At 66.4% G+C, this 18306-nt stretch carries 17 protein-coding genes; 5 read left to right on the forward strand and 12 right to left on the reverse strand.

Translation table 11 applies throughout. The annotated features are described in order from the left end of the window. Positions 1-50 precede the first annotated feature (50 nt). The 3 genes from R2J76_RS13210 to R2J76_RS13220 all read right to left on the reverse strand — a co-directional run bounded on the left by R2J76_RS13210 (position 51) and on the right by R2J76_RS13220 (position 2867). Positions 51-1109 (reverse strand): DUF5671 domain-containing protein, encoded by a 1059-nt coding sequence (locus R2J76_RS13210; RefSeq protein WP_316412089.1) that lies wholly within the window; start codon positions 1107-1109, stop codon positions 51-53. A 275-nt stretch (positions 1110-1384) separates the two neighbouring features. Continuing rightward, on the reverse strand, positions 1385-2617 hold the full coding sequence (locus R2J76_RS13215) for a type II toxin-antitoxin system HipA family toxin (RefSeq protein ID WP_316412091.1): 1233 nt from the start codon (positions 2615-2617) through the stop codon (positions 1385-1387). After that, positions 2589-2867, reverse strand: coding sequence for a helix-turn-helix domain-containing protein (locus R2J76_RS13220; protein WP_316412092.1), 279 nt, complete (start codon positions 2865-2867; stop codon positions 2589-2591). The genes R2J76_RS13215 and R2J76_RS13220 overlap by 29 nt, the downstream gene beginning before the upstream one ends. 369 nt (positions 2868-3236) lie before the next feature. On the opposite strand from R2J76_RS13220, the gene R2J76_RS13225 reads away from it, so the two are divergent. Continuing rightward, complete coding sequence (locus R2J76_RS13225) at positions 3237-5636, forward strand: ABC transporter permease (protein ID WP_316412093.1); 2400 nt, start codon at positions 3237-3239, stop codon at positions 5634-5636. Between the two features lie 113 nt (positions 5637-5749). Here R2J76_RS13225 and R2J76_RS13230 read toward each other — a convergent pair whose 3' ends face one another. From R2J76_RS13230 to R2J76_RS13240, 3 genes are all read right to left on the reverse strand, one after another. Next, positions 5750-6619 (reverse strand): HAD-IIB family hydrolase, encoded by an 870-nt coding sequence (locus R2J76_RS13230; RefSeq protein WP_316412094.1) that lies wholly within the window; start codon positions 6617-6619, stop codon positions 5750-5752. A gap of 113 nt (positions 6620-6732) precedes the next feature. Further along, entirely contained in the window at positions 6733-7797 is a 1065-nt protein-coding gene (locus tag R2J76_RS13235) for a Gfo/Idh/MocA family protein (protein ID WP_316412095.1), read from the reverse strand. Beyond that, positions 7794-9200, reverse strand: a complete 1407-nt coding sequence (locus R2J76_RS13240; RefSeq protein WP_316412096.1) for a DegT/DnrJ/EryC1/StrS family aminotransferase — start codon at positions 9198-9200, stop codon at positions 7794-7796. The genes R2J76_RS13235 and R2J76_RS13240 overlap by 4 nt, the downstream gene beginning before the upstream one ends. Positions 9201-9748: 548 nt before the next feature. On the opposite strand from R2J76_RS13240, the gene R2J76_RS13245 reads away from it, so the two are divergent. Further along, complete coding sequence (locus R2J76_RS13245) at positions 9749-10195, forward strand: SRPBCC family protein (RefSeq protein WP_316412097.1); 447 nt, start codon at positions 9749-9751, stop codon at positions 10193-10195. A 101-nt stretch (positions 10196-10296) separates the two neighbouring features. Further along, positions 10297-10674 carry a hypothetical protein gene (locus R2J76_RS13250; protein ID WP_316412098.1) on the forward strand — a complete coding sequence of 126 codons (378 nt, stop codon included), beginning with the start codon at positions 10297-10299 and terminating at the stop codon, positions 10672-10674. A gap of 8 nt (positions 10675-10682) precedes the next feature. Here the strand turns inward: R2J76_RS13250 and R2J76_RS13255 are convergent, their stop codons facing one another. From R2J76_RS13255 to R2J76_RS13280, 6 genes are read right to left on the reverse strand one after another with little or no spacing between them, the layout of a single operon-like run. Then, positions 10683-12002 carry a DUF58 domain-containing protein gene (locus tag R2J76_RS13255; RefSeq protein ID WP_316412099.1) on the reverse strand — a complete coding sequence of 440 codons (1320 nt, stop codon included), beginning with the start codon at positions 12000-12002 and terminating at the stop codon, positions 10683-10685. Continuing rightward, a complete protein-coding gene (locus R2J76_RS13260) occupies positions 11999-12988 on the reverse strand; it encodes an AAA family ATPase (RefSeq protein ID WP_316412100.1) in 990 nt (329 codons plus the stop codon). The genes R2J76_RS13255 and R2J76_RS13260 overlap by 4 nt, the downstream gene beginning before the upstream one ends. Beyond that, positions 12985-14172: a DUF4350 domain-containing protein gene (locus R2J76_RS13265; RefSeq protein WP_316412102.1), complete on the reverse strand. Its 1188-nt coding sequence runs from the start codon at positions 14170-14172 to the stop codon at positions 12985-12987. The genes R2J76_RS13260 and R2J76_RS13265 overlap by 4 nt, the downstream gene beginning before the upstream one ends. Next, on the reverse strand, positions 14169-15692 hold the full coding sequence (locus R2J76_RS13270; protein WP_316412104.1) for a DUF4129 domain-containing protein: 1524 nt from the start codon (positions 15690-15692) through the stop codon (positions 14169-14171). Before R2J76_RS13270 ends, R2J76_RS13265 begins: the two co-directional genes overlap by 4 nt. After that, positions 15689-16636 (reverse strand): stage II sporulation protein M, encoded by a 948-nt coding sequence (locus R2J76_RS13275; protein WP_316412105.1) that lies wholly within the window; start codon positions 16634-16636, stop codon positions 15689-15691. Before R2J76_RS13275 ends, R2J76_RS13270 begins: the two co-directional genes overlap by 4 nt. Beyond that, complete coding sequence (locus R2J76_RS13280; protein WP_316412106.1) at positions 16633-17244, reverse strand: RDD family protein; 612 nt, start codon at positions 17242-17244, stop codon at positions 16633-16635. The genes R2J76_RS13275 and R2J76_RS13280 overlap by 4 nt, the downstream gene beginning before the upstream one ends. 261 nt (positions 17245-17505) lie before the next feature. On the opposite strand from R2J76_RS13280, the gene R2J76_RS13285 reads away from it, so the two are divergent. Both R2J76_RS13285 and R2J76_RS13290 read left to right on the forward strand, forming a co-directional pair. After that, the gene (locus R2J76_RS13285; RefSeq protein WP_316412108.1) at positions 17506-18054 is read left to right on the forward strand and encodes an RDD family protein; all 549 of its coding nucleotides are present in this window, start codon (positions 17506-17508) and stop codon (positions 18052-18054) included. A gap of 79 nt (positions 18055-18133) precedes the next feature. Beyond that, positions 18134-18274, forward strand: a complete 141-nt coding sequence (locus tag R2J76_RS13290; protein WP_316412109.1) for a hypothetical protein — start codon at positions 18134-18136, stop codon at positions 18272-18274. Positions 18275-18306: the final 32 nt, after the last annotated feature.

Here is an 18306-nt window from a genome sequence, read left to right on the forward strand (position 1 = left end):
CGGTTTCGATAAGAGCGCGGTCCTGCCCCATCTAGGTTTGGGGAAAAGACTCACTCCCGGGACGGGGCCTTCCTCCATTCGATCTGGAACTCGCTGGGGCCTTGCCCATGCTTCCAGAATCCGGGCCCGGATCCATTGGCCGGTGTGGGTCCAGCGAAGGTTGCACCGATCACGAAATGGCTCGCGTCCAGGATGCGATACAGGTAGGGCTCGTGGGTCTCCGGATCCTCCATGGCGCGGATGTAGGTTAAAGGATCTCCGTTGCAGTCGGCCAGGGTTGCCGGCAGCTTCCCGTGGGTTTCGGCATAGCTGGAAATGCCCTCCTGGATGTTTTGCAGATCCTGGACCCTGCGCGCATCCAGGTTCTGGAGCCTCACCCGGCTGGGGCTGCCAACGTTCCAGAAAGCCACCGCCAGAACCAGCACCACGCAGCCTGCCAGGAGGAGCTGGCCTGGTGTACGAACACCCATGTCCGCACTGGGGTCAAGTTCATCCTTACGAAGCTGGAGGAAGTAGTGGCCGAGTGCAGCCCCAGCCAATACAGCGACCACAAGGGTTTTGAGGATGAACCGCGAGGTCATTTCTCCTTCCAGGAACGTGTGGGCCAGCACGATGAGGTCGGTGACCAGGGCGACGGATGCGAGTAGCAATGTCAAATACGTGGACCATCGCCGGATCGGAGAGATCCGCTGCCCAGGATTGCGCCGGGCCGCCGCAGTGACCAGGTGGTTCAGGACCATGAATAGGGGAAAGGCCACAAGCACGGATGAGATCTGCGTCCTTAGGCTTCTGATGTGGTGGCTGGCCATTTCATACTCGCCTGGTTGCGGCATCCAGAGGTTCAGAAGATCGAAAAGGATCGATCCGAGCGAGAATGACCAGGTCACCAGGGACGAAAAGAGAAGGAGGAACTGAAAGGCCTCCTTGGGCGAGCTGGAAACGGCCTTTCGTGGAACGGGAAGCCCGAGGCCGGCGTCGACATATCCATGGAGCGCACTTTTAATCTCTTCCGTGCTCCAGCCGGCTTCCTCAAGAGCCAGGGCAATGGCCTCCCGCGGGTGGCCCGAGGAAAGGGCTTTATATACAAAGGATTGGAGTTCCGCGTTCATGGGGCGCCGTCCTGTTAGGGGGAAGTGGCATTATCGCATTATCGGGGGCACTCATTGGGTGTCCCCATTCCCAGCGAACCTCCAACGGGGATAAACAGGGTCCAGGGAAAAGCAGGATAAAGAACGTCATGTCAAAGCTGGAGCCAGATCACCGCGTTCAACTTAGCGATTCATGACCTAGGTTTTGCCGGCACGCAGGAATGGAGCGCCGAGGCATTCCCACGAGTCTCCGAATCCACCAAAAAGGAACAGCAACATTTGGCCTGTCTTTCCATTTAGCCTTCCCGTAGGGACCAGGCGATCCCTTTTCCCCATTCCCTGAGCATCGCCCCTCCGATCTCGCTGAATTCCGGATGTTGCTGGATATAGGATTGGACCTCCTTCGAAGTGTCGCGCATGGCTTGTTCGATCTTCTGGAACACGTGCCGGGCTCGCGCCGGGGTGCAACCGGCCCGGGTCTCGCCCAGGCGAAGGAGTTCCTTGGCCGTCGGCCATCGCGTGGACCCGTTCAGGGTGAGCGCCATGGTGTCCTTTGGCAGGTATACGGATGTCGTCACCAGGTCGTACACCGGGGCTAGCCGCACCTCCCCCAGCGGGTCATCGTAGATCACCCCGAAATTCTTCAAGTGGGCGTCACCGTTGCGGAGCGCGCAATTGAGGACGATCAGGACGAAGAGTCTTTCCAGGTCCGCATGAATATGGGTCGCGGTTGAAAACTGCTGGAAGCGTTTCAGGATTGACGTCTCGTAGGAGCCCCGATATTTCTCCTCGGTTCGACGGGCGTTGAGCACACAGAGATCCTCAAAGCCCCGGTAGCTGCCATCCATGCGAAGGTCGAAACGATCGATGACCAGGGCCGCACCATCCTCAGCCAGCCTGAAGGCAGGCACCTCGAGCCCGCACTGAAGAGCCACCCTCAGGCAGAAGAATTCATTGGCTGCCAGCTGGGGATACTCGCCCGGTTCCCATAGCTTGACGATATGGGTCGCCCCACGAAAGCTCTGGGAAAGGCGCTGGCCTGCGCCCTCCCTGGGCGTGAAAGCCTGCTCATCGCGGAAGAGAAGTTTGGGCTGAACGCCGCTGATGCCTGAATAGGCGGCAAACTTTTCCAACAGGTACTGGAACAGGCCCCCATCGCGCCGGCGCTGGAGGATCTCGTCCACGGATTGGAACGGGACTTCGTCCGCAAGGTCGGCCATGTCCCCCGTGAAGCGGATCCGGCCGATCTGGGAACGCCCCACGACCGCAAGCAGGTCGAACTCGTCGAACTTCCCGGTCGCCTTGGCGAAGGCGAGGCGAAGCCGTTCTCGCAGAGCGCCCTCGGGCAGGTTCATTTCGAAGATGGGGAGCAGGCCGAAGGGAGCGGTCCACGACTCCAACCGCACCTCCATGCTCAGGGAGACGGCCCTCACCGCCGCCACGCCCGGAAGGTAGACAAAGGTGCTCCCACGCTCGCCGTGCCGGTCAAGCCGTCCAGCTTCAGTGGCGTCCGTCCAAATCTTGATCAAGGCGGTTCTCCTCCAGCAGTGCATCCAGGGTAGGTCTGCTTGAACCGAGTTCCTGGAGCTTCAGGTGCAGGCCCAGAACCGCCAGGATGCGGGCTACTTTCACGAAGCCCAGTTCACCCAGCCGGGCGTTTTCCAGGGCATCCAGCGTGGAACGGCCAACACCCGCTTTACCTGCGAGCATCGTCTGGCTGAGGCCCAAGGCCTTGCGTCGTTTGGCAATCGCTTCGCCGAGATCGGGGAGGGTGACCATATGCACAATATACTAGGCATCTATTCTAATTTCAAGTATTTTGCCTAACATACAAGTCATCCAAAAGAAGGGTCATGAGATTGGGCCCCACCTTCCACCTATGAAGGTCCCCGCACCACGGCTTGGTGCCTTGAATGGAGACGGCCCGCCGCCCCACTCCTTCCCCATCCCCAGCCATGGCCGCCTGGCTGGCCCATCCCTGGGACGAACCGTCCCGGTCGTGGGATGCCCTTCCGGGAAGGAATTTTACAAACATTGATATTACATTAATTATACAGTGGAATGCGTTTTGCTCATTTGTCGTCCGCCTGCCTGTAGCGGACGTCCAAGGCGCCTGCGCTGCCGGATCCACCTCCTTCCGGAGTTTCCATGCCGTCCTTCGCTTGCCCAACGTTCCTGGCCGACCTTTCGCGGAGTTTTTCCCGCCGACCGGTCTCTTCGCTGGTGGCGGTGCTGATGCTCGCCATGGGCATCGGCGCCAGCACCGCGGTCTTTTCGCTCATGGCGCCGGTGCTCCTGGGATCCTCGGGGCTCACGGGGAAGGTGGTGGAGGTGAGCCGGCGCACCGAAGGGAATCAGGGGGAGGTCCGGTTCTCCTTCGAGAACGGCCTGTCCCTGGAGGAAATGCAAGTTCAACAGGCGGGCAATCCCGCCATCGCGGCCCTGGCCCAGGGCAGCCAGGAGCGCTTCGTGGTGCGCGGCGAAGGGGCGGAGGCGCGGTATCTGCGGGCTTCCTTCATAACCTCCGCCTATTTCCAGGTCATGGGCGTGGCACCCTGGCTGGGACGGGGCTTCACCCCGCAGGAGGACAGGCTGGCGGAACCCCAGGCGATCCTCAGTTTCGGATTGTGGCACAGCCTTTTTGGCGGAGATCGCAAGGCCCTGGGCCGGGTGCTGCAGGTGAACGGCCATTCCTGCAGGGTGGCCGGGGTTCTGCCCCGGGGCTTCTCGGGACACCTCGTGGGTCAGCGCATGGACCTCTGGCTGCCCTTGGGGGCGCGCGCCGCCCTGGCCGAAGCGCCCGAGGCCGGGACCCTGACCTCCAGCGACCCCACCCTCGCCCGGCTCCGCCCGGGTTTCACTCTGGCCCAGGCGGAGCAGGCCTTCCGGACCCTGGGGGCGGGCTTCCAGGGCCCTGCTCCGCTTCCGGGGACCCGGGTCGGGCCCCTTACCCTGGCGCCCTTCGCCGCCAACCGGGACCTTGTGTTGGAGGAGCGTCTGCCCGCGCCCTGGTTGTTGCTGGCGGCGGCGGGGAGCCTCCTGCTCCTGGCCTGTGCCAATGTGGCCAACCTGCAGCTGGCCCAGCTGGAGGCGCGGCGGCAGGAATTCGCCATCCGCCTTTCCTTGGGGGCTCGCCGGGGCGCCGTCATCCGGGCGGTCCTCCAGGAGCACCTGGCCCTCAGCGCCCTGGCCGGCGGGCTGGGGCTGGTGCTGGCCTGGCCCTTCCTGCGGGGCCTGGATGCCATCCGGGACGTGAAGATCTATGAGGTGCCCACGCCGGTTTCCCTCAGCCCCGCGGCCCTGCTGTTCGCCCTGGCCCTGGTCCTGGCCACGGCCCTGGCGGTGGGCATCCTGCCCGCGTACCGGGCCTCCCGGGCGGACCTGGCCCAGGTCCTCAAGGATCTGGCGAGCACCCACGTCCGTGGCACCCGGCTCCAGGACGGCCTGGTGATCGTGCAGGTGGCCTTGGCCCTCGCCCTGATCGCGGGGGGCGCCCTGGTGGCCCGGGGGCTGGCCCGGGCGCGCAGCACGGCCCTGGGTTTCCGGGAGGCGGGCGTGGCCGGCCTGCGCCTGGAATTCCCCCAGGCCTGGACGGAGCAGCGCCGGGCCGATGCCCGGCAGGCCCTGGAGGCCCGCATCGCGGCCCTGCCCGGCGTGAAGGCGGTGAGCTGGGCCGAGCGCCTTCCCATGGAGGAGGGCATCCTCACGATCACCTCCCTGCCGGGCAAGGCATACGCCCAGGTGCAGGGGATCGGCCCCGGCTACTTCGCCACCCTCGGCCTCACCCTGCTCCAAGGCCGGGACTTCGCCCGCGCCGACCAGCCCGAGGGCGGCCGGATCATCAACCAGACCTTGGCCCACCAGCTTTGGCCCGGTCAGGACCCCCTGGGCCGGGACCTGAAGGGGCACCCGGTGATCGGGGTGGTGATGGACCATGGCCTTTCCACCGAGAAGAGCGTGCATGTCCCGGCGATCTTCAGCCCCCTCCGCCCCTCGGGCGGCCGCAATCACTGCGCCTGTCTGCTCTTTCGCACCGAGGGCGAACCCGAGGCGCTGTTCGCCTCTGCCCAGCAGGTGCTCAGGGCCGTCGACCCCGATCTACCGCTGCTCAAGCTCGCCACCCTTTCCTCCCACCTGGACGGCCTGCACCACCATTTGCGGGTGGCGTCCTGGCTCCTGGGCTTCTGCGGCCTGATGGCGCTGCTCATGGCGGCCATGGGGGTGCAGGCCCTCCTGGTGTTCCGGATCGAGCGCCAGACGCGGGAGATCGGCTTGCGCATGGCCCTGGGCGCGCCCCGGGGACGCATCCTGCGGGAGGTCATCCAGCGCGGCATGCGCAGCGTCGGGGTGGGCCTGGCCCTGGGGGCGCTGGGCGCCTACGCCCTGGGCCGCATCTGCCACCACGCCTTCAAGGGCGTGGAGCCCCTGGAAGCCCCGAGCCTCCTGGAGGCGCTGGGCACCCTGCTGGGGGTTTCCCTCCTGGCCTGCCTCCTGCCCGCCCTGAGGGCCGCGGCCCTGGACCCCGCCCGGGCCATGCGCCAGGATTGAGCGCCGTCCTCAGAAGGTGCCGCTGGCCCTGGGTTCCAGGTCCCGGTTCACCAAGGACGTGGGCCGCCTGGCGGGGGGTGCATCCAGGATGGGGACAGCTCCAGGCGTTGACCTCAAAAGGCCGCTTCCAGGACCTGCAAGATGCCACCTGCATAGGGTTCCCCGGTCACCTGATCATGGAGGGCCTTGGCCTCCTCCGTGGCGTTGGCCACCAGGAAGCCATGCCTCACGACTTTGAGCATGGGGATGTCATTGCCGCTTTCGCCGAAGGCGTACGCGTCCTCGGCCGCCAAGCCGTTTTGGGACAGGAGGTACTGGACCACCCGCTCTTTTCCCGAAGGGACGGGAATGAAGTCGATGTCGTAGCTTCCCTCTGGATCGCCAGCCTTTGGATTGCATCTGGAGATGTTCAACCCCAGCGCATTAGCGGCGGCCAACTCGCGGATTAGGCTTAGGGCTTTCTGGTCGCCCTCCGGGTCGCGGCCTTCCAGGAAATAACTCTTCTTGTACGCCGCAACCCGAAGCTCCGGCTGGGGCTTCAGATCCACCCCCTTGAGCCGCAGGGCTTCGACCATGCGTCTTACGGCTTCTTTGCTGAACCCACTGGAGGCCATGCGGTCCCGCCAAGTCCAGTCCGGACGGCAGGTAACGTTCTGGTCGAAATAGGTGATCTCCGTGCCCAGATCACTGGCGATGAAATGGGGAAGGAGCGTCATTTGTGATCCCCCCATCTGCTGAAGCACCTCCTCAAGGCTGCTGCCGGTGACCAGGCCAAACAGAATGCCTGTGGAAGGACAAGTGGCGGTCAGATAGTCCTCCAGACGGACCTTGGCTTTCCAATTTTGTGCGGATCGATCGTGGGCAAAGTAGGTTTCGTCGAAATCGCAAAACACTATCCACCGAGGTTTGGGCATACCGGGCAGCAGGCGGAACCGGGCGTCGATCCGGGCCTCGCACAGGGTTGCTGAGGAGCTTGAAAGCATTTCCACCTTCCCTTTCCCTATGGGCACAAGGATGCCTGACAACAGTAGTGAGATGCCAACCACACAGATTCCGGTTTTCCAGCGCAAACCGAGCCGGAAAGAGGAAGAGTCGCTCATTCCAGGCGAGAGAGGAAGACGCGGTGGGCGGCACCGGTTTTCTGCAGGATTCCCTCGAGGATTCGCTGGGCCTGGAGTCCATCCTTGAATGAGGCCAAGGTGCGCAGCTCACCGTTCGGACTGCCCTGAATCAAGTCCAGCCACTGCCAAGCCTGTCCCGTGAAGGAATCGGCCCATCCGAAGACCTCCTCCGGTGGATCGAACAGATCCTGGACGGTCGGAAGCTCTCGCCATTCCCAGTCCGCCTGTTCCTTAACCTGGTAGAGGCTCTTGTGCATGGAGGCGTAACGCAATTCCAAGTTTTCTCCCACCACCTCCACATGCAATCCAAGGTCGTTAGGCTCAGCCGTTTTGGAGGCTGCCAAGGAGACGAAGCAACCTTTTGCCGATCGCAGGCATGTGAAGGCGTCGTCATCCACGCGCACTGGCTGGTTCTCCCGGCTCGCCACGTGGGTGGTTAACTTGGCACTGATGCTGTCAGGGTCCAACGCGTCCTCAAAACAGAAGTGGAACAGGTCAATGAGGTGGACGCCCAAGTCGCCCATCGCTCCGCTGGTGCCTAACGTCTGCTCGCCGTCTCGCCAGGTAAAAGTCTTCTTGGTGAAGGCGCTACGTTTCTTCAAAGCCATTCGCACCGCCAACACCCGGCCGAATGCCCCGTTCGACAAACAGTGCTTGATCATCTTAGCGATGGGCAAATATCGGTAATTGAAGCCTACGGCAGCGACCTGGCGGGTGCCCGCGAGAGAATCTACTAGGCGGAAGGCATCCTCCAGGCGGGTGACCAGGGGTTTTTCGCACAAGACATGGCAGCCCTGCCCAATGGCTTGGGTCACATGGGTCACATGGAAGGCATTGGGGGACGCGACGATCACCGCCTCGACATCCTCCAACAAACGCTCCGCAGTGACATAGGGTTGGCAATGATGCCTGTCGGCAAATGCTACCGCTTGGGACGGGTTGCAATCATACACTCCGCAGATGCCGGGGCCATGGACTCTCGCCAGGGCCGTTGCGTGCATGGCTGCGATCCTCCCTCCACCAATAATTCCAAGTTTCATGATGACCTAGCTTTCTCTCGGTTAGGCGCCGGTTTGGCAAGCACCATCTCCATGGCCTCCACCACCCGGTCTTGCTCGCCCAGAGTCATGCCCGGGTAGAGGGGAAGATTCATCAGCCTCTGGTGAAGTTTTTCGGTTACGGGACAGCGGGTGTCGGAATAATACGTTTTTTGGAGTGGAGTGTCCTGCTGGTGTGTCAGGCGCGGGTAGTAGATCTCCGTCTCCACGTGATGCCTTTCGAGCAGGTCCCGGCGTACCTGATCCCGGTCCCGGTCGAGGATTTGGACGGGGAAAAGGTGCCACACGTGCCTGTCTACCATGGATGGCGCCAGGATCTTTCCAGAGCGAACCAAGTCCTTCAGGAGTATTAAGTATCGCCAAGCCAGGAAGAGCCTTCGAAAATTGTTCAACGCCAGATATGGAAGTTTCGCCCACCCGATGGCGGCCTGGAGATCATCGATCCGAGCATTGAACCCGAAGCCTTCCGTCTTGATGTTCTTCTTGCCCAGTTCGAAGCCGTGATAGCTGATCATCCGACACCTGGTCTCGAGGGCCGGATCCTGGGTGACAATGGCCCTGGCCTTGCCACAGAAGCCTAGGTTTTTGAATGGGTTGAAGCTCAGGACGGCTGCGTCCGAATGGCGACCCATTCCGGTGGCGCCCAGGCTCTGGCAAGCGTCTTCTAGCAACCGCACCCCAAGAGAATCGGAAACTCTTCTTATTTTCGGCATGTCCGCCAGTTGGCCGTACAGATGCACCGGCAGGATGAGGCGAGTCCGGGCCGTAACGACCCGCTCCAGCTTGGAAGCATCTAGCAGGAAGGTGGCTTCCTCCACATCGCCAAGCACAGGCACCGCACCCACCGCTAGAATCGCGTTCTCGGTGGCTGCGAAACTGTTGCCCGGGATGATCACCTCGTCACCCGAGCCAATACCTAGGGCATGCAGGACAACGATCAGGGCATCGGTGCCGCTGCTGCATAGGATGGTAGCTCGGCAACCCAGAAATTCGCATAAGGCCTCTTCCAGCCGTGGAGCGTGCGGACCGCTGGTGAACTGGCCAGAGTCGGCCACCAGGGCGAAGGCCTCTTGACAGGCCTTGGTCTCTTCGGCGCCCATTAAGCGATGCATGGGAAGGAAGGGCACCTGGTCGGTGGGTGGTGTCTGGGCGAAAAGCACCTGGGCCAAGTCCATGTCCCGCCGGAGTCTTCCTCCAGAAAGCAGCGTCTCCGCAAGCTTGATCATTGCCCGGTTTGGGTCGATGGAGACCTCTCCTTCCGTCCCCTCTAGGAGCATTTCCAGAAGCCTGACATTGTCGACGCTGTCACCACGGAGGTGGAATTTGGTTTCGCCCTCCCTGATAGTCTTGGCTCCGGGCTGTTGAAGGTTCCGACAATTGATCATGCGACTACCTCACTCAGCTGGTGAGTAATGCAATAAATAAGTTCCAAAAAAATGTTATTAAATCGTTATTAGTGTATGTATTAATTGAGTTTAATACTACATTGGAGCGCTGTGGTGATAAATTTATGGTGCTTATAATTATTCTAGATTTATAAGCGGTTTGGAACCCTGTGAGGTCCAGCGAAGCAGGCGAAAAATCGTGAAGCCATAGCGACCAATGGCAAAAGGAGCCACTCAGAATGCCGCAAACATTTTGAATGGGAAGCCTCCCCATCCTGCACTCCTCAAAACCTGCTTCGAAGGAGGGCAAGCTAGGTCAAGCAGGAAGGAGGCTCAATGGAATGGAAGCACGGTTCCGCTAGCCTGCATTCCCTGGCAATACGGTTTCCGGGTGGCTTATTCATTACGCACTTGGGGATCATCAAGCAGGCCTTCCGGAGATTGGGATTTGCCGTGGCAGGGCCTGCGGGTCCAAAATCGTGGCCCGGCCCCGGGGAGGGTGCCGGAAACAGTCCCCCGTTCATCACCCCCTGGAAAGGATCCGTGCCATGTCCACCCAGACCATCCGATTCCACCGCGTGCTCCGGGCCAGCCCGGAGCGCGTTCATCGCGCCTTCCTGGACGGGGACGCCATGGCCAAGTGGCTGCCGCCCTTCGGGTTCATCTGCAAAGTCCACCACATGGACGCCCGGGTGGGCGGCACCTACCGCATGGCGTTCACGAATTTCGGCACGGGGCGTACCGAAACCTTCGGGGGCACGTTCCTGGAGCTGGTGCCCGGGGAACGGATCCGGCATACGGATGTCTTCGAGGACGCGAACCTGCCGGGGGAGATGGTGACGACGGTCTCCCTGAAGGCCGTGTCCTGCGGCACGGAGCTGACCATCGTGCAGGAGGGGGTGCCCGAGGCCATCCCGGCCGAGATGTGCTACCTGGGCTGGCAGGAATCCCTGGCGCAGCTCGCCCACTTGGTTGAACCCCAGATCCCGGACTGAGGGACCCGTCATCGCAAACCTGGCGCCCGCCCCCGGGAGGGCCTTCCTGCGGTATCCTTTCCGAAACCAACGGAACTCACCCACGTCCCCCGGGAGGCCCCATGTCCGAGAACCCCTATGCCGCGCCGAAGGCTTCGGTCCTGGACGGCGCTGATCCCGCCGACAAGGTCAAGGACGTGGCCAAGGCGCAGAGGCACCTCATCTACGCCATCCTGGCAAGCCTGGTGGGGAACGGCCTGATGAATGCCAATGCGGGCCTCGGGCTCCTGGTGATCCCCCTCGCCCTGTGCATCGCCGGCTTTACCATCTGGTGCGTTTTCAACCTGTGCAAGGCCCTGGTCCTGGGGCCGGCGCTGTGGATCGTCGCGATGTTCATCCCCCTGGTCAACCTGATCTGCCTGGTGGTCCTCAACCAGAAGGCCACCACGTACCTGAAGGGCCAGGGCGTGCGCGTGGGCTTCCTGGGCGCCAGGGACTGAGCGCGCCCTCAGAACGCGCCGCTGGCTTTGAGTTCCAGGTACCGGTTCACCAGGGAGGTGGGCAGTTTGGCGGGCGTCACGTCCAGGATGTGGGTGCCCCCGTGGGCGATCCTCCGGAACACCACCTGGCGCCGGGCCTGGTAGTCCAGGGCCCCGGCGTGTTCCAGGGCGTCCTCGAAGCCGTGCACGGGGCGGGCGAGGATGGACTCCAGGATCCCCTCCTTCAGGTTCGCCAGCATCACCAGGTGCCGGCCCCGGAGCAGATCGAGGGCGGGCAGCAGGGTCTCGTCCTCCTCGTCGCGCAGGTTGGTGAGCAGGATCACGAGGCTGCGCTTGCGGAACCGCTTGAGGAAGGCCTCCGCGGTGGCCAGGTAGTCCGGGGCGTGCAGGGTGGGCTGCACATCGAAGAGGTGCTGGAAGAGCTGCTGCAGGGTGGCCAGGCCCTTGTGGGGGGCCACGGTGCGGGGCGCGTCCTCGGCGAAGGTGGCCACGCCCACGGCGTCGCCCTGCTTGAGGGCCACGTAGGCGAGCAGGAACAGGGCGTTGAGGGCCTGGTCGAAATGCCCCACCGGGTCGCCGTCCACGGCGTCCAGGGCCTTCATGCGCCGGCCGCAGTCCAGGAGGAAGACCACCTGCTGGTCCCGCTCGTCCTGGTACTCCCGGCTGATCAGCTTGCGGTTCCGGGCGCTGGCCTTCCAATCCACCTGCCGTAGGGCGTCCCCTTCCCGGAATTCCCGGAGCTGGTGGAAGTCCAGCCCCTCGCCCCGGCGGGGCCGCTTGAGGATGCCCAGCAGGGAGAGGCGCTGATCGGTGGCCAGCAGGGCATAGTGGGCCACGGCCGCGAAATCCGGGAACACCCGCACCGGGAAGGGGGCTCCGGGCCGCAGGGACCGGCACCAAAGGCCGAGGCCCGAGGCCGCGCGCACGTGGATCCGCCCGAAGGCGCGGGGTCCCCGGGCCAGGGGCCGCACCTGGTAGGACAGTTCCAGGAACCCCCGGGCGGGCAGGCGATGGCGGGCCGGCAGGCCCCGGCTTTCGAAATCGGCGGGATGTTCGTCGAAGACCTCCACGTCCAGGGGAAAGGGCGAGGGGTTCCGGAGCCGCAGGACCACCTCGCGCCACTGGCCCAGGGGCAGGGTGGCGGGCACCGTCCTCGAGCCCTCGAGGCCCTTGGGCCAGAATCCCAGAAGAACGTCCACCAGGAGGGCGGCGCCCAGGAGCCAGGCCCCTCCCCGCCAGTACGGCAGGAGGCGCGGCCACACGGCGGCCCCCAGCCCCAGCAGGGTCCAGGCGCCCAGGAGGCGCAGGAGGCGAAGGGTGGGAATCATGCCCGGGGCGCGGGCTCTTTGGCCAGGATGGCCTGGATGAGATCGTCCGGCCCGAGGCCCTCGATCTCCGTTTCGGGGCTGCGCTGCAGGCGGTGGCGCAGCGCGGGCAGGGCAAGTGCCTTCACGTCGTCGGGGGTGGCGAAGTCCCGGCCGTCCAGGAGCGCGTGGGCCCGGGTGGCCCGCACCAGGGCGATGGCCCCCCGGGGGCCGGCCCCCAGGGCGATCCCCGGCCACCGCCGGGTGGCCCTCACGATGCGCACGGCGTAGTCCAGGACGGCGTCGTCCAGGCGCACGGAGGCCGCCAGGGCCTGCATGGCCAGGACATCGCCGCCGGCCAGGATGGGGCGCACGGCGCTCACCACCAGGGCGTCGCCCACGGTGCCCGCCGTGACCTGGCGGACCATGGCCACCTCCTCGGCGGCCTGCGGGTACCCCATGAGCACCTTCAGCAGGAAGCGGTCCAGTTGGGCCTCGGGCAGGGGATAGGTGCCCTCCTGCTCGATGGGGTTCTGGGTGGCCAGGACCATGAAGGGCGCCTCCACCGTGAGGGTGCGGCCCTCCAGGCTCACCTGGCGCTCCTGCATGACCTCCAGGAGGGCGGCCTGGGTCTTGGCGGGGGAGCGGTTCACCTCGTCGGCCAGGAGGAGGTTGGTGAACACCGGCCCCCGGCGGAGCTGGAAGGCCTCGCTCTTCAGGTCCCACACCGCGTGGCCCATGACATCGCTGGGCATGAGATCGGGGGTGAACTGGATGCGGGCGAAGGCGCCGTGGAAGGTGGCGGCCAGGGCCCGCACCAGCAGCGTCTTGCCCAGGCCGGGCACCCCCTCCAGGAGGACGTGGCCTCCCGCCAGGAAGGCGGTGAGCACCTGGTCCACCACCGCTTCCTGGCCCACCAGGGCCCGGTGGATCTCGCCCCGGAGGGTCTCGGCCTGTTCGGCGGCCCAGCGGAACCGCAGGGGGTCGGGGGAATCGGGGGCAAGGTTCATGGCGCGTCCTGGGAAGGGGATGACGGGGGGGGCTTCAGCCGCTGCCGGGCCCGCTCGAGAACGAGGAGGTCCTGGGCCAGGGCCTGGGGGGACCGGCCCGGACGATCGTCCAGGGCGGTGAAAAGGGCGTCCGGGTTGCCGCCGGAGGCCAGGGCCAGCCAGTCGGCCCTGGGTCCGGGAGCCAGGGCCGGGTAGGCCGGGTTGAGGCGGGCCGCCCGCGCTTCCAGGGCTTCCCGGGCGCGGCGGACCAGGTGGGCCCCGGAGCCCCCGTGCCACATGAACCGGGCCGAGGCGATGAGATGCTCCCGCAGGGAGCGGCGCCGGGAAGGCGGATCGGCCAGGGGCGGACCGAAGCGGCCCCACCCCCGCCACACCCAGGCCCCCAGGAGGGCCGCCAGGGACAGGACCAGGGCCCGGGCATGGGCCCAAAGCCAGGGGAACAGGGAGAGATCCACGGGACGGGACCAGACCACCACGGGGTTCCCGTCCGGGCGGAAATTCAGCAGGCGCGCCAGGTAGGCGGCGTTGTCGTCCTGGGTCAGGTGCTGGCCGTACACGAAGCGCAGGTCCGGCGTGAGGGTGAGGCGGCCCTCCCCTTCCGGGCGGGTGAGGAAGACGAATTTCCCGTCGCTGCCCATGCGGTAGGCCCAGTCGTCCTCCCGGTCCGGGACGAGCCTCCACCGGTCGTCTCCGTCCACCCGGTAGGGCGGGTTGTCCCCCTTGAAGGTGCAGGTCATGGGCGCCGGATCCTTCACCGCGCGGCCCTCGTGGCGATCCACCACCCGGACCCCGAGGGCCGCGTGGAGCGGGGCGAGGCTCCGCCCGTCCTCGAAGGGCGTGGCGGTGCCGTCCGTGAGGAGGTGGCCGCCCCGGCGCACCCAGGCCAGGAGGCTTTCGGTCTCCGCCACCGTGAGGGGTTGGCTCAGGTGCAGCAGGATCAGGGTTCCGTGGTCCGGAAGGGCCGCGCCCTTGAGCTCGCCGCCCCCGCGGGTGGCGGGCCTGCCTCCGGCCTCCAGCCATTTCTGCAGGAGCAGGGTGCGGTTCTCCAGGGCCTCGCCCCGGTAGCCCTCCTCCACGTCCTGGGACTGCCGCGTGAAGGACTCCCGGCTCATCCAGGCCAGCGCCAACACGGCGGCGGCCAGGAGCAGGAGCCCCCCCGCCAGGATGCGGCGGCCGGCGGTCATGGCCGCCCCCCGAAGGCGCCGGGCCAGGCCGCGCAGAGTTCATCGAAGACCTGGGGGCCGGGCGCCTCCCCGTTGTACGCGAGGCGCTGCCAGGTCCCCGTGAGGGTCCGGAAGGTGGTGGCGGGGCCCGGATCCAGGCGGCCCTGGGCGGCCCGGAGGCAGTCCCCCTCCGTGGCGCTGGGGGGGATGTCCAGGCCCCTGCGGTGCACCAGTTCCGCCAGGGCGCCCCGGTACAGCAGGGCCAAGGCCGCCCGGGCCTGCCCTTCCCCGAAAAGGGCCCGGGCCGCGCCGGGCACATCGCCCGGCAGGCTTTCGGGCCGGATATCCAGGCCGGCCAGGGCGGAGGGGCCCCGCCACGCTTCGTCCGCCACGGCGGGTTCGGCCAGCCGGTTGTGCAGGGCGTATACCAGCCAGACCACCAGGGTGAGCAGCCCCCCCACCAGGGCGATCTTTCCGGCGAGGGCGATCCAGCCCGCCCACCCTTCCGGCAGCCGCGGCTGCCACCGGCCTTCGCGGGGGGCCGGGCTTTCCCCGAAAAGCTCATCCAGCAGGGCCCGGAGCCAGCGGGGTTCCCGCCCCGTGGGCCGGTAGCGCAGGGCCCGCACCTGCCGGGTGTGCCGGAACGCGGGGTCCTCCCGCGCAATCCGCTCCGCCCGCGCCCGGGCCTCCTCCTGGGGCCGGAGGGGGCCCTCCTCGGGCAGGCTGGAAGCCTGTCCCGGGGGGGACGGGGCTGGGGGCTCCTGGGAACGCAGGGGAAGGGCGGAAAGCAGGACCAGCAGGAGCGGAGCCAAACGCGCGGCCAAACGCCGGAAGCTCTGTTCCAGGTCCCAGCCCTCCAGTTGCGTGCGCCGCTGGAGGTAGAGGCCGAACCCCGCGGCCACGAAGAGCGGTTCCGTGAGGGTGAGGGCCAGGAGGCCCACGCCCAGCAGGAACCAGTGGAAGCCCACGGGCATGGAATCGAAGCGGTCCCACAGCTGCACGTGGGATCCCGGGGGCATCATCAGCTGGGCCAGGCCGATGCTGCCGAAGAAGGTGAGCAGGGTGAGGATCACCATGGCCAGGGTGAGCAGGAACCCCGTCCCTCCGCCCTGGCGGGCCAGCACCTGGGCCCGGGCGCGGTAGGCCTTCCCCCGGAAGCCCTCCAACTGGAACACCGGCAGCAGGAAGCTCCGGGCGGGGGAGAAGCGCCGCCACAGGAGGCCCGCGGCGGCGCCGCGGCGGTAGGCCCGCGGGCCCTCCCGCAGGAAGTCCCACACGGTGGCCGGCTGGCCGAAAACCGCGCGGCTGAGCACGAAGAGCGGCCCCCGGTCCAGCCAGGGCTTCAGCCACCAGAGCGCCAGGAGGATCCACAGGGGCGCCCGCCACAGGAAGGGCAGGAGCAGCGCCAGGACAAGGCCCAGTTCCAGCGCCCAGACCCCCGCCACCGCGCCCGCGTGGGCCTGGAGCAGGCCGAGGCCCAGGTCCAGGGCCTCCAGGGCCCGGCGGGGGCGCGGCACGAAGCCCAGGGAGCCCGGGCTCACGCCCGCCTCCTGCCCACCAGGGCCAGCCACAGCCCCAGGGCCGCCCAGAACGTGATCCCCACGGCCACCTTCACCTTCCAGGGCACCAGGGTGTTGGCCGACCAGAAGCCTTCGAAGCAGGCCGCGATGAAGGTGAGGAGGGCCGCCCCGAACAGGAGGCTCCCCCCCTGGCGGGCGCCTTCCCGGAGGGCCTCCAGGCGGGATCTCCGCCCGGGCCGCAGGAGGCCCAGGCCCATGCGCAGCCCCCCCGCCCCGCTGAGGACCGCGCCGAGGAGCTCGAAGGAGCTGTGCCCGCTCACGAAGCCGTAGAAGGGGGCCGTGAGGCCCTGGTTGGTGAGGTGGGCCATCACCGCCCCGCCGTGAAGGCCGTTGAAGGGCAGGAAGAACAGGGGCCCCACCCCCGCCAGCAGGCCCGAGGCGAAGATCTGGAAATCGATGCCGATGTTGTTGAGGATGTAGAAGCCGAACATCAGGACGTCCCGGCTGGCGCCCGTCCTGCCCATCGTCGCCACCTTGGGATCGTACATCTGGACCATCCTGGCCGCCTCCTCGGGGCTGAGCATCAGGTGCACGAGGCTGGGGTGGGCCCGGACGATGGCGAAGATCGCCAGGCAAGGCCCGAAGAAGAGAAGGGCCGAGAAGACCACCAATCGCCATTCCGCCCGCACCTGCCGGGGCAGCCCCTCCCACAGGAAGCGCACCGGGGCGGAGAGCCCTTCCCCGCCCGCGCCGTAGATGCGCTGGTGCAGGTCCAGGGCGAGCTGCTGCAGCCGTTCCACCAGGACCGGGGTGTACTGCCGCTCCCGGGCCAGGGCGAGGTGGTGGCACACCTTCCGGTACGCGGGGGGCACGCCCTCCGGGTCCAGGGTCGGCTGCCCCTCCAGCCACCCCCGCAGGGCCGTCCAAAGGGGCTCGTATTCCGCCTCGAAGGTCTGCTGCCTCATGGACCGCCCCACAGGTAGCGGGCCATGGCCAGCACCTCCCGGAAACCCTCCGGTCCCGTGCGGCCCGTGAGGGGCTTGAGCAGATCCGTCAGTTCCTCGCACCGGGTGGGGGTGAGGCCGGGACTCCGCTCCGCGAAGGCCAGGAGGGCCGCCTGGTCCTCGAAGGCGAGGGGCCGCGGGGGCACCCGGGGCTCCATGTCGGGCAGCGTGGGGGCCGGGACCGGAACCGGGTCATGGACCACCAGGGTTCCGGCCACCAGGTCCCCGATCCGCTGGAAATCCCGGGTGACGAGCATGGAGATGAACCCCACCGTGTACGAGCCGGGCAGGATGTCCACCACCCGGAGGAGGTTCCGGATCAGGCTGGCCATCCAGCCCACGGGTCTGCCGTCCGCCATGAGGACCCGCAGGCCCAGCCAGCGTTTGCCCAGGGTCCGCCCCCCGGCAAGCGTTTCGCAGAAGACCGGGTAGAGCCACTGGAGGAAGAACACCAGGATGAACCAGAGCCCCAGCCCCAGCGGACCGAGGACGTTCAGGGCCAGGGCGGAGAAGATGGCCGCCAGGCCCAGCAGGACCTGGTCCACCAGGAAGGCCAGGAGCCGGGACACAGGGCCCGCCGGCCGCAATAGCAACTCCACGCCCTCAGGCGTTTCGGCGGACCGGACCGTATCGACGGGGCGCAAGACTAGGGAACCGCGGGGAGGTCGGTGGGTTGGAAAACTTGCATGCGTTCATCTCGGGAGGGAAGCCCCATCGTAGCCGAGGCCTGCGCCCGGCCGGGAAAAAAGTGGGGGTGGCGGGGACGGATCGCCGGGGCAGAATGATACCCTGGGGGCCACCCCGAACAAGCCCCACCTCCAGGAGCGCCCATGAGCGACTTCAACCCCTATGCCGCTCCCGCGGCGGATCTGCTGGTGCCCGAGACGGATCCCGCGTCGGCCCTTGTCTACGCGGACCGGGGAACCCGGCTGGGCGCCGCCATCCTGGACGCCATCATCCTGGGCATTCCCGCCTCGCTTCTCGTGTGGGGCTTCTACGCCTACCAGGGCCTGAAGTTCTGGGTGCCCGTGCCCGGGACGCGGGGCATCGTCCTGGGGGGGGTCGCGACCCTGCTCGCCTCCGCCGTGGATCTGGCCATCAACGGCCACCTGCTGGCACGGCACGGACAGACGGTGGGCAAGTACGTCTGCAAGATCCGCATCGTGAAGCAGGACGGGTCCCTGCCCACCCTGGTGGATTCCTTTTTCAAGCGGAGGTTCCTCTTCAACCTCGCCGGGCGGATCCCCGTGATCGGCGGGGTCCTGGGACTGGTGGACATCCTGCTGATCTTCAGGTCGAGCCACCGCTGCCTCCATGACGATGTGGCGGGAACGCTGGTCGTCAAGCAGTCCGTCCCGGGCCGCGAACCGGCGGCATGAATCCTCGAGGACTTGCACGGACTGGGATTTGGAAATATATTGAGACTCAATCTCATAACTTCCTTCCCCTGAGGTTTCCATGATCCGCGTCCGCCTTCCCCTTCCCACCGCCCTGCCCCTCTTCCATGGCTGGTCCCAGGGCTCCGCCCCGGAGGCGCCATCCCGGCCGGCCGGAGCCCCGCGGGACGGTTCGGCCCCCGAGCCCCGCACGGGCCGGTGAAGGTTCGGCGTTGGTGGGAGGGGCGAAAGGGG

Source organism: Mesoterricola silvestris (assembly GCF_030295405.1).
Lineage (GTDB): Bacteria > Acidobacteriota > Holophagae > Holophagales > Holophagaceae > Mesoterricola > Mesoterricola silvestris.

Bases quoted from the DNA above. Each gene is read 5' to 3' on its own strand.
- R2J76_RS13275 (WP_316412105.1), bottom strand. From the start codon at position 16,636: ATGAGGCAGCAGACCTTCGAGGCGGAATACGAGCCCCTTTGGACGGCC.
- R2J76_RS13225 (WP_316412093.1), top strand. From the start codon at position 3,237: ATGCCGTCCTTCGCTTGCCCAACGTTCCTGGCCGACCTTTCGCGGAGT.
- R2J76_RS13245 (WP_316412097.1), top strand. From the start codon at position 9,749: ATGTCCACCCAGACCATCCGATTCCACCGCGTGCTCCGGGCCAGCCCG.
- R2J76_RS13290 (WP_316412109.1), top strand. From the start codon at position 18,134: ATGATCCGCGTCCGCCTTCCCCTTCCCACCGCCCTGCCCCTCTTCCAT.
- R2J76_RS13285 (WP_316412108.1), top strand. From the start codon at position 17,506: ATGAGCGACTTCAACCCCTATGCCGCTCCCGCGGCGGATCTGCTGGTG.
- R2J76_RS13260 (WP_316412100.1), bottom strand. From the start codon at position 12,988: ATGAACCTTGCCCCCGATTCCCCCGACCCCCTGCGGTTCCGCTGGGCC.
- R2J76_RS13235 (WP_316412095.1), bottom strand. From the start codon at position 7,797: ATGAAACTTGGAATTATTGGTGGAGGGAGGATCGCAGCCATGCACGCA.
- R2J76_RS13265 (WP_316412102.1), bottom strand. From the start codon at position 14,172: ATGACCGCCGGCCGCCGCATCCTGGCGGGGGGGCTCCTGCTCCTGGCC.
- R2J76_RS13255 (WP_316412099.1), bottom strand. From the start codon at position 12,002: ATGATTCCCACCCTTCGCCTCCTGCGCCTCCTGGGCGCCTGGACCCTG.
- R2J76_RS13250 (WP_316412098.1), top strand. From the start codon at position 10,297: ATGTCCGAGAACCCCTATGCCGCGCCGAAGGCTTCGGTCCTGGACGGC.
- R2J76_RS13240 (WP_316412096.1), bottom strand. From the start codon at position 9,200: ATGATCAATTGTCGGAACCTTCAACAGCCCGGAGCCAAGACTATCAGG.
- R2J76_RS13210 (WP_316412089.1), bottom strand. From the start codon at position 1,109: ATGAACGCGGAACTCCAATCCTTTGTATATAAAGCCCTTTCCTCGGGC.
- R2J76_RS13220 (WP_316412092.1), bottom strand. From the start codon at position 2,867: ATGGTCACCCTCCCCGATCTCGGCGAAGCGATTGCCAAACGACGCAAG.
- R2J76_RS13230 (WP_316412094.1), bottom strand. From the start codon at position 6,619: ATGCTTTCAAGCTCCTCAGCAACCCTGTGCGAGGCCCGGATCGACGCC.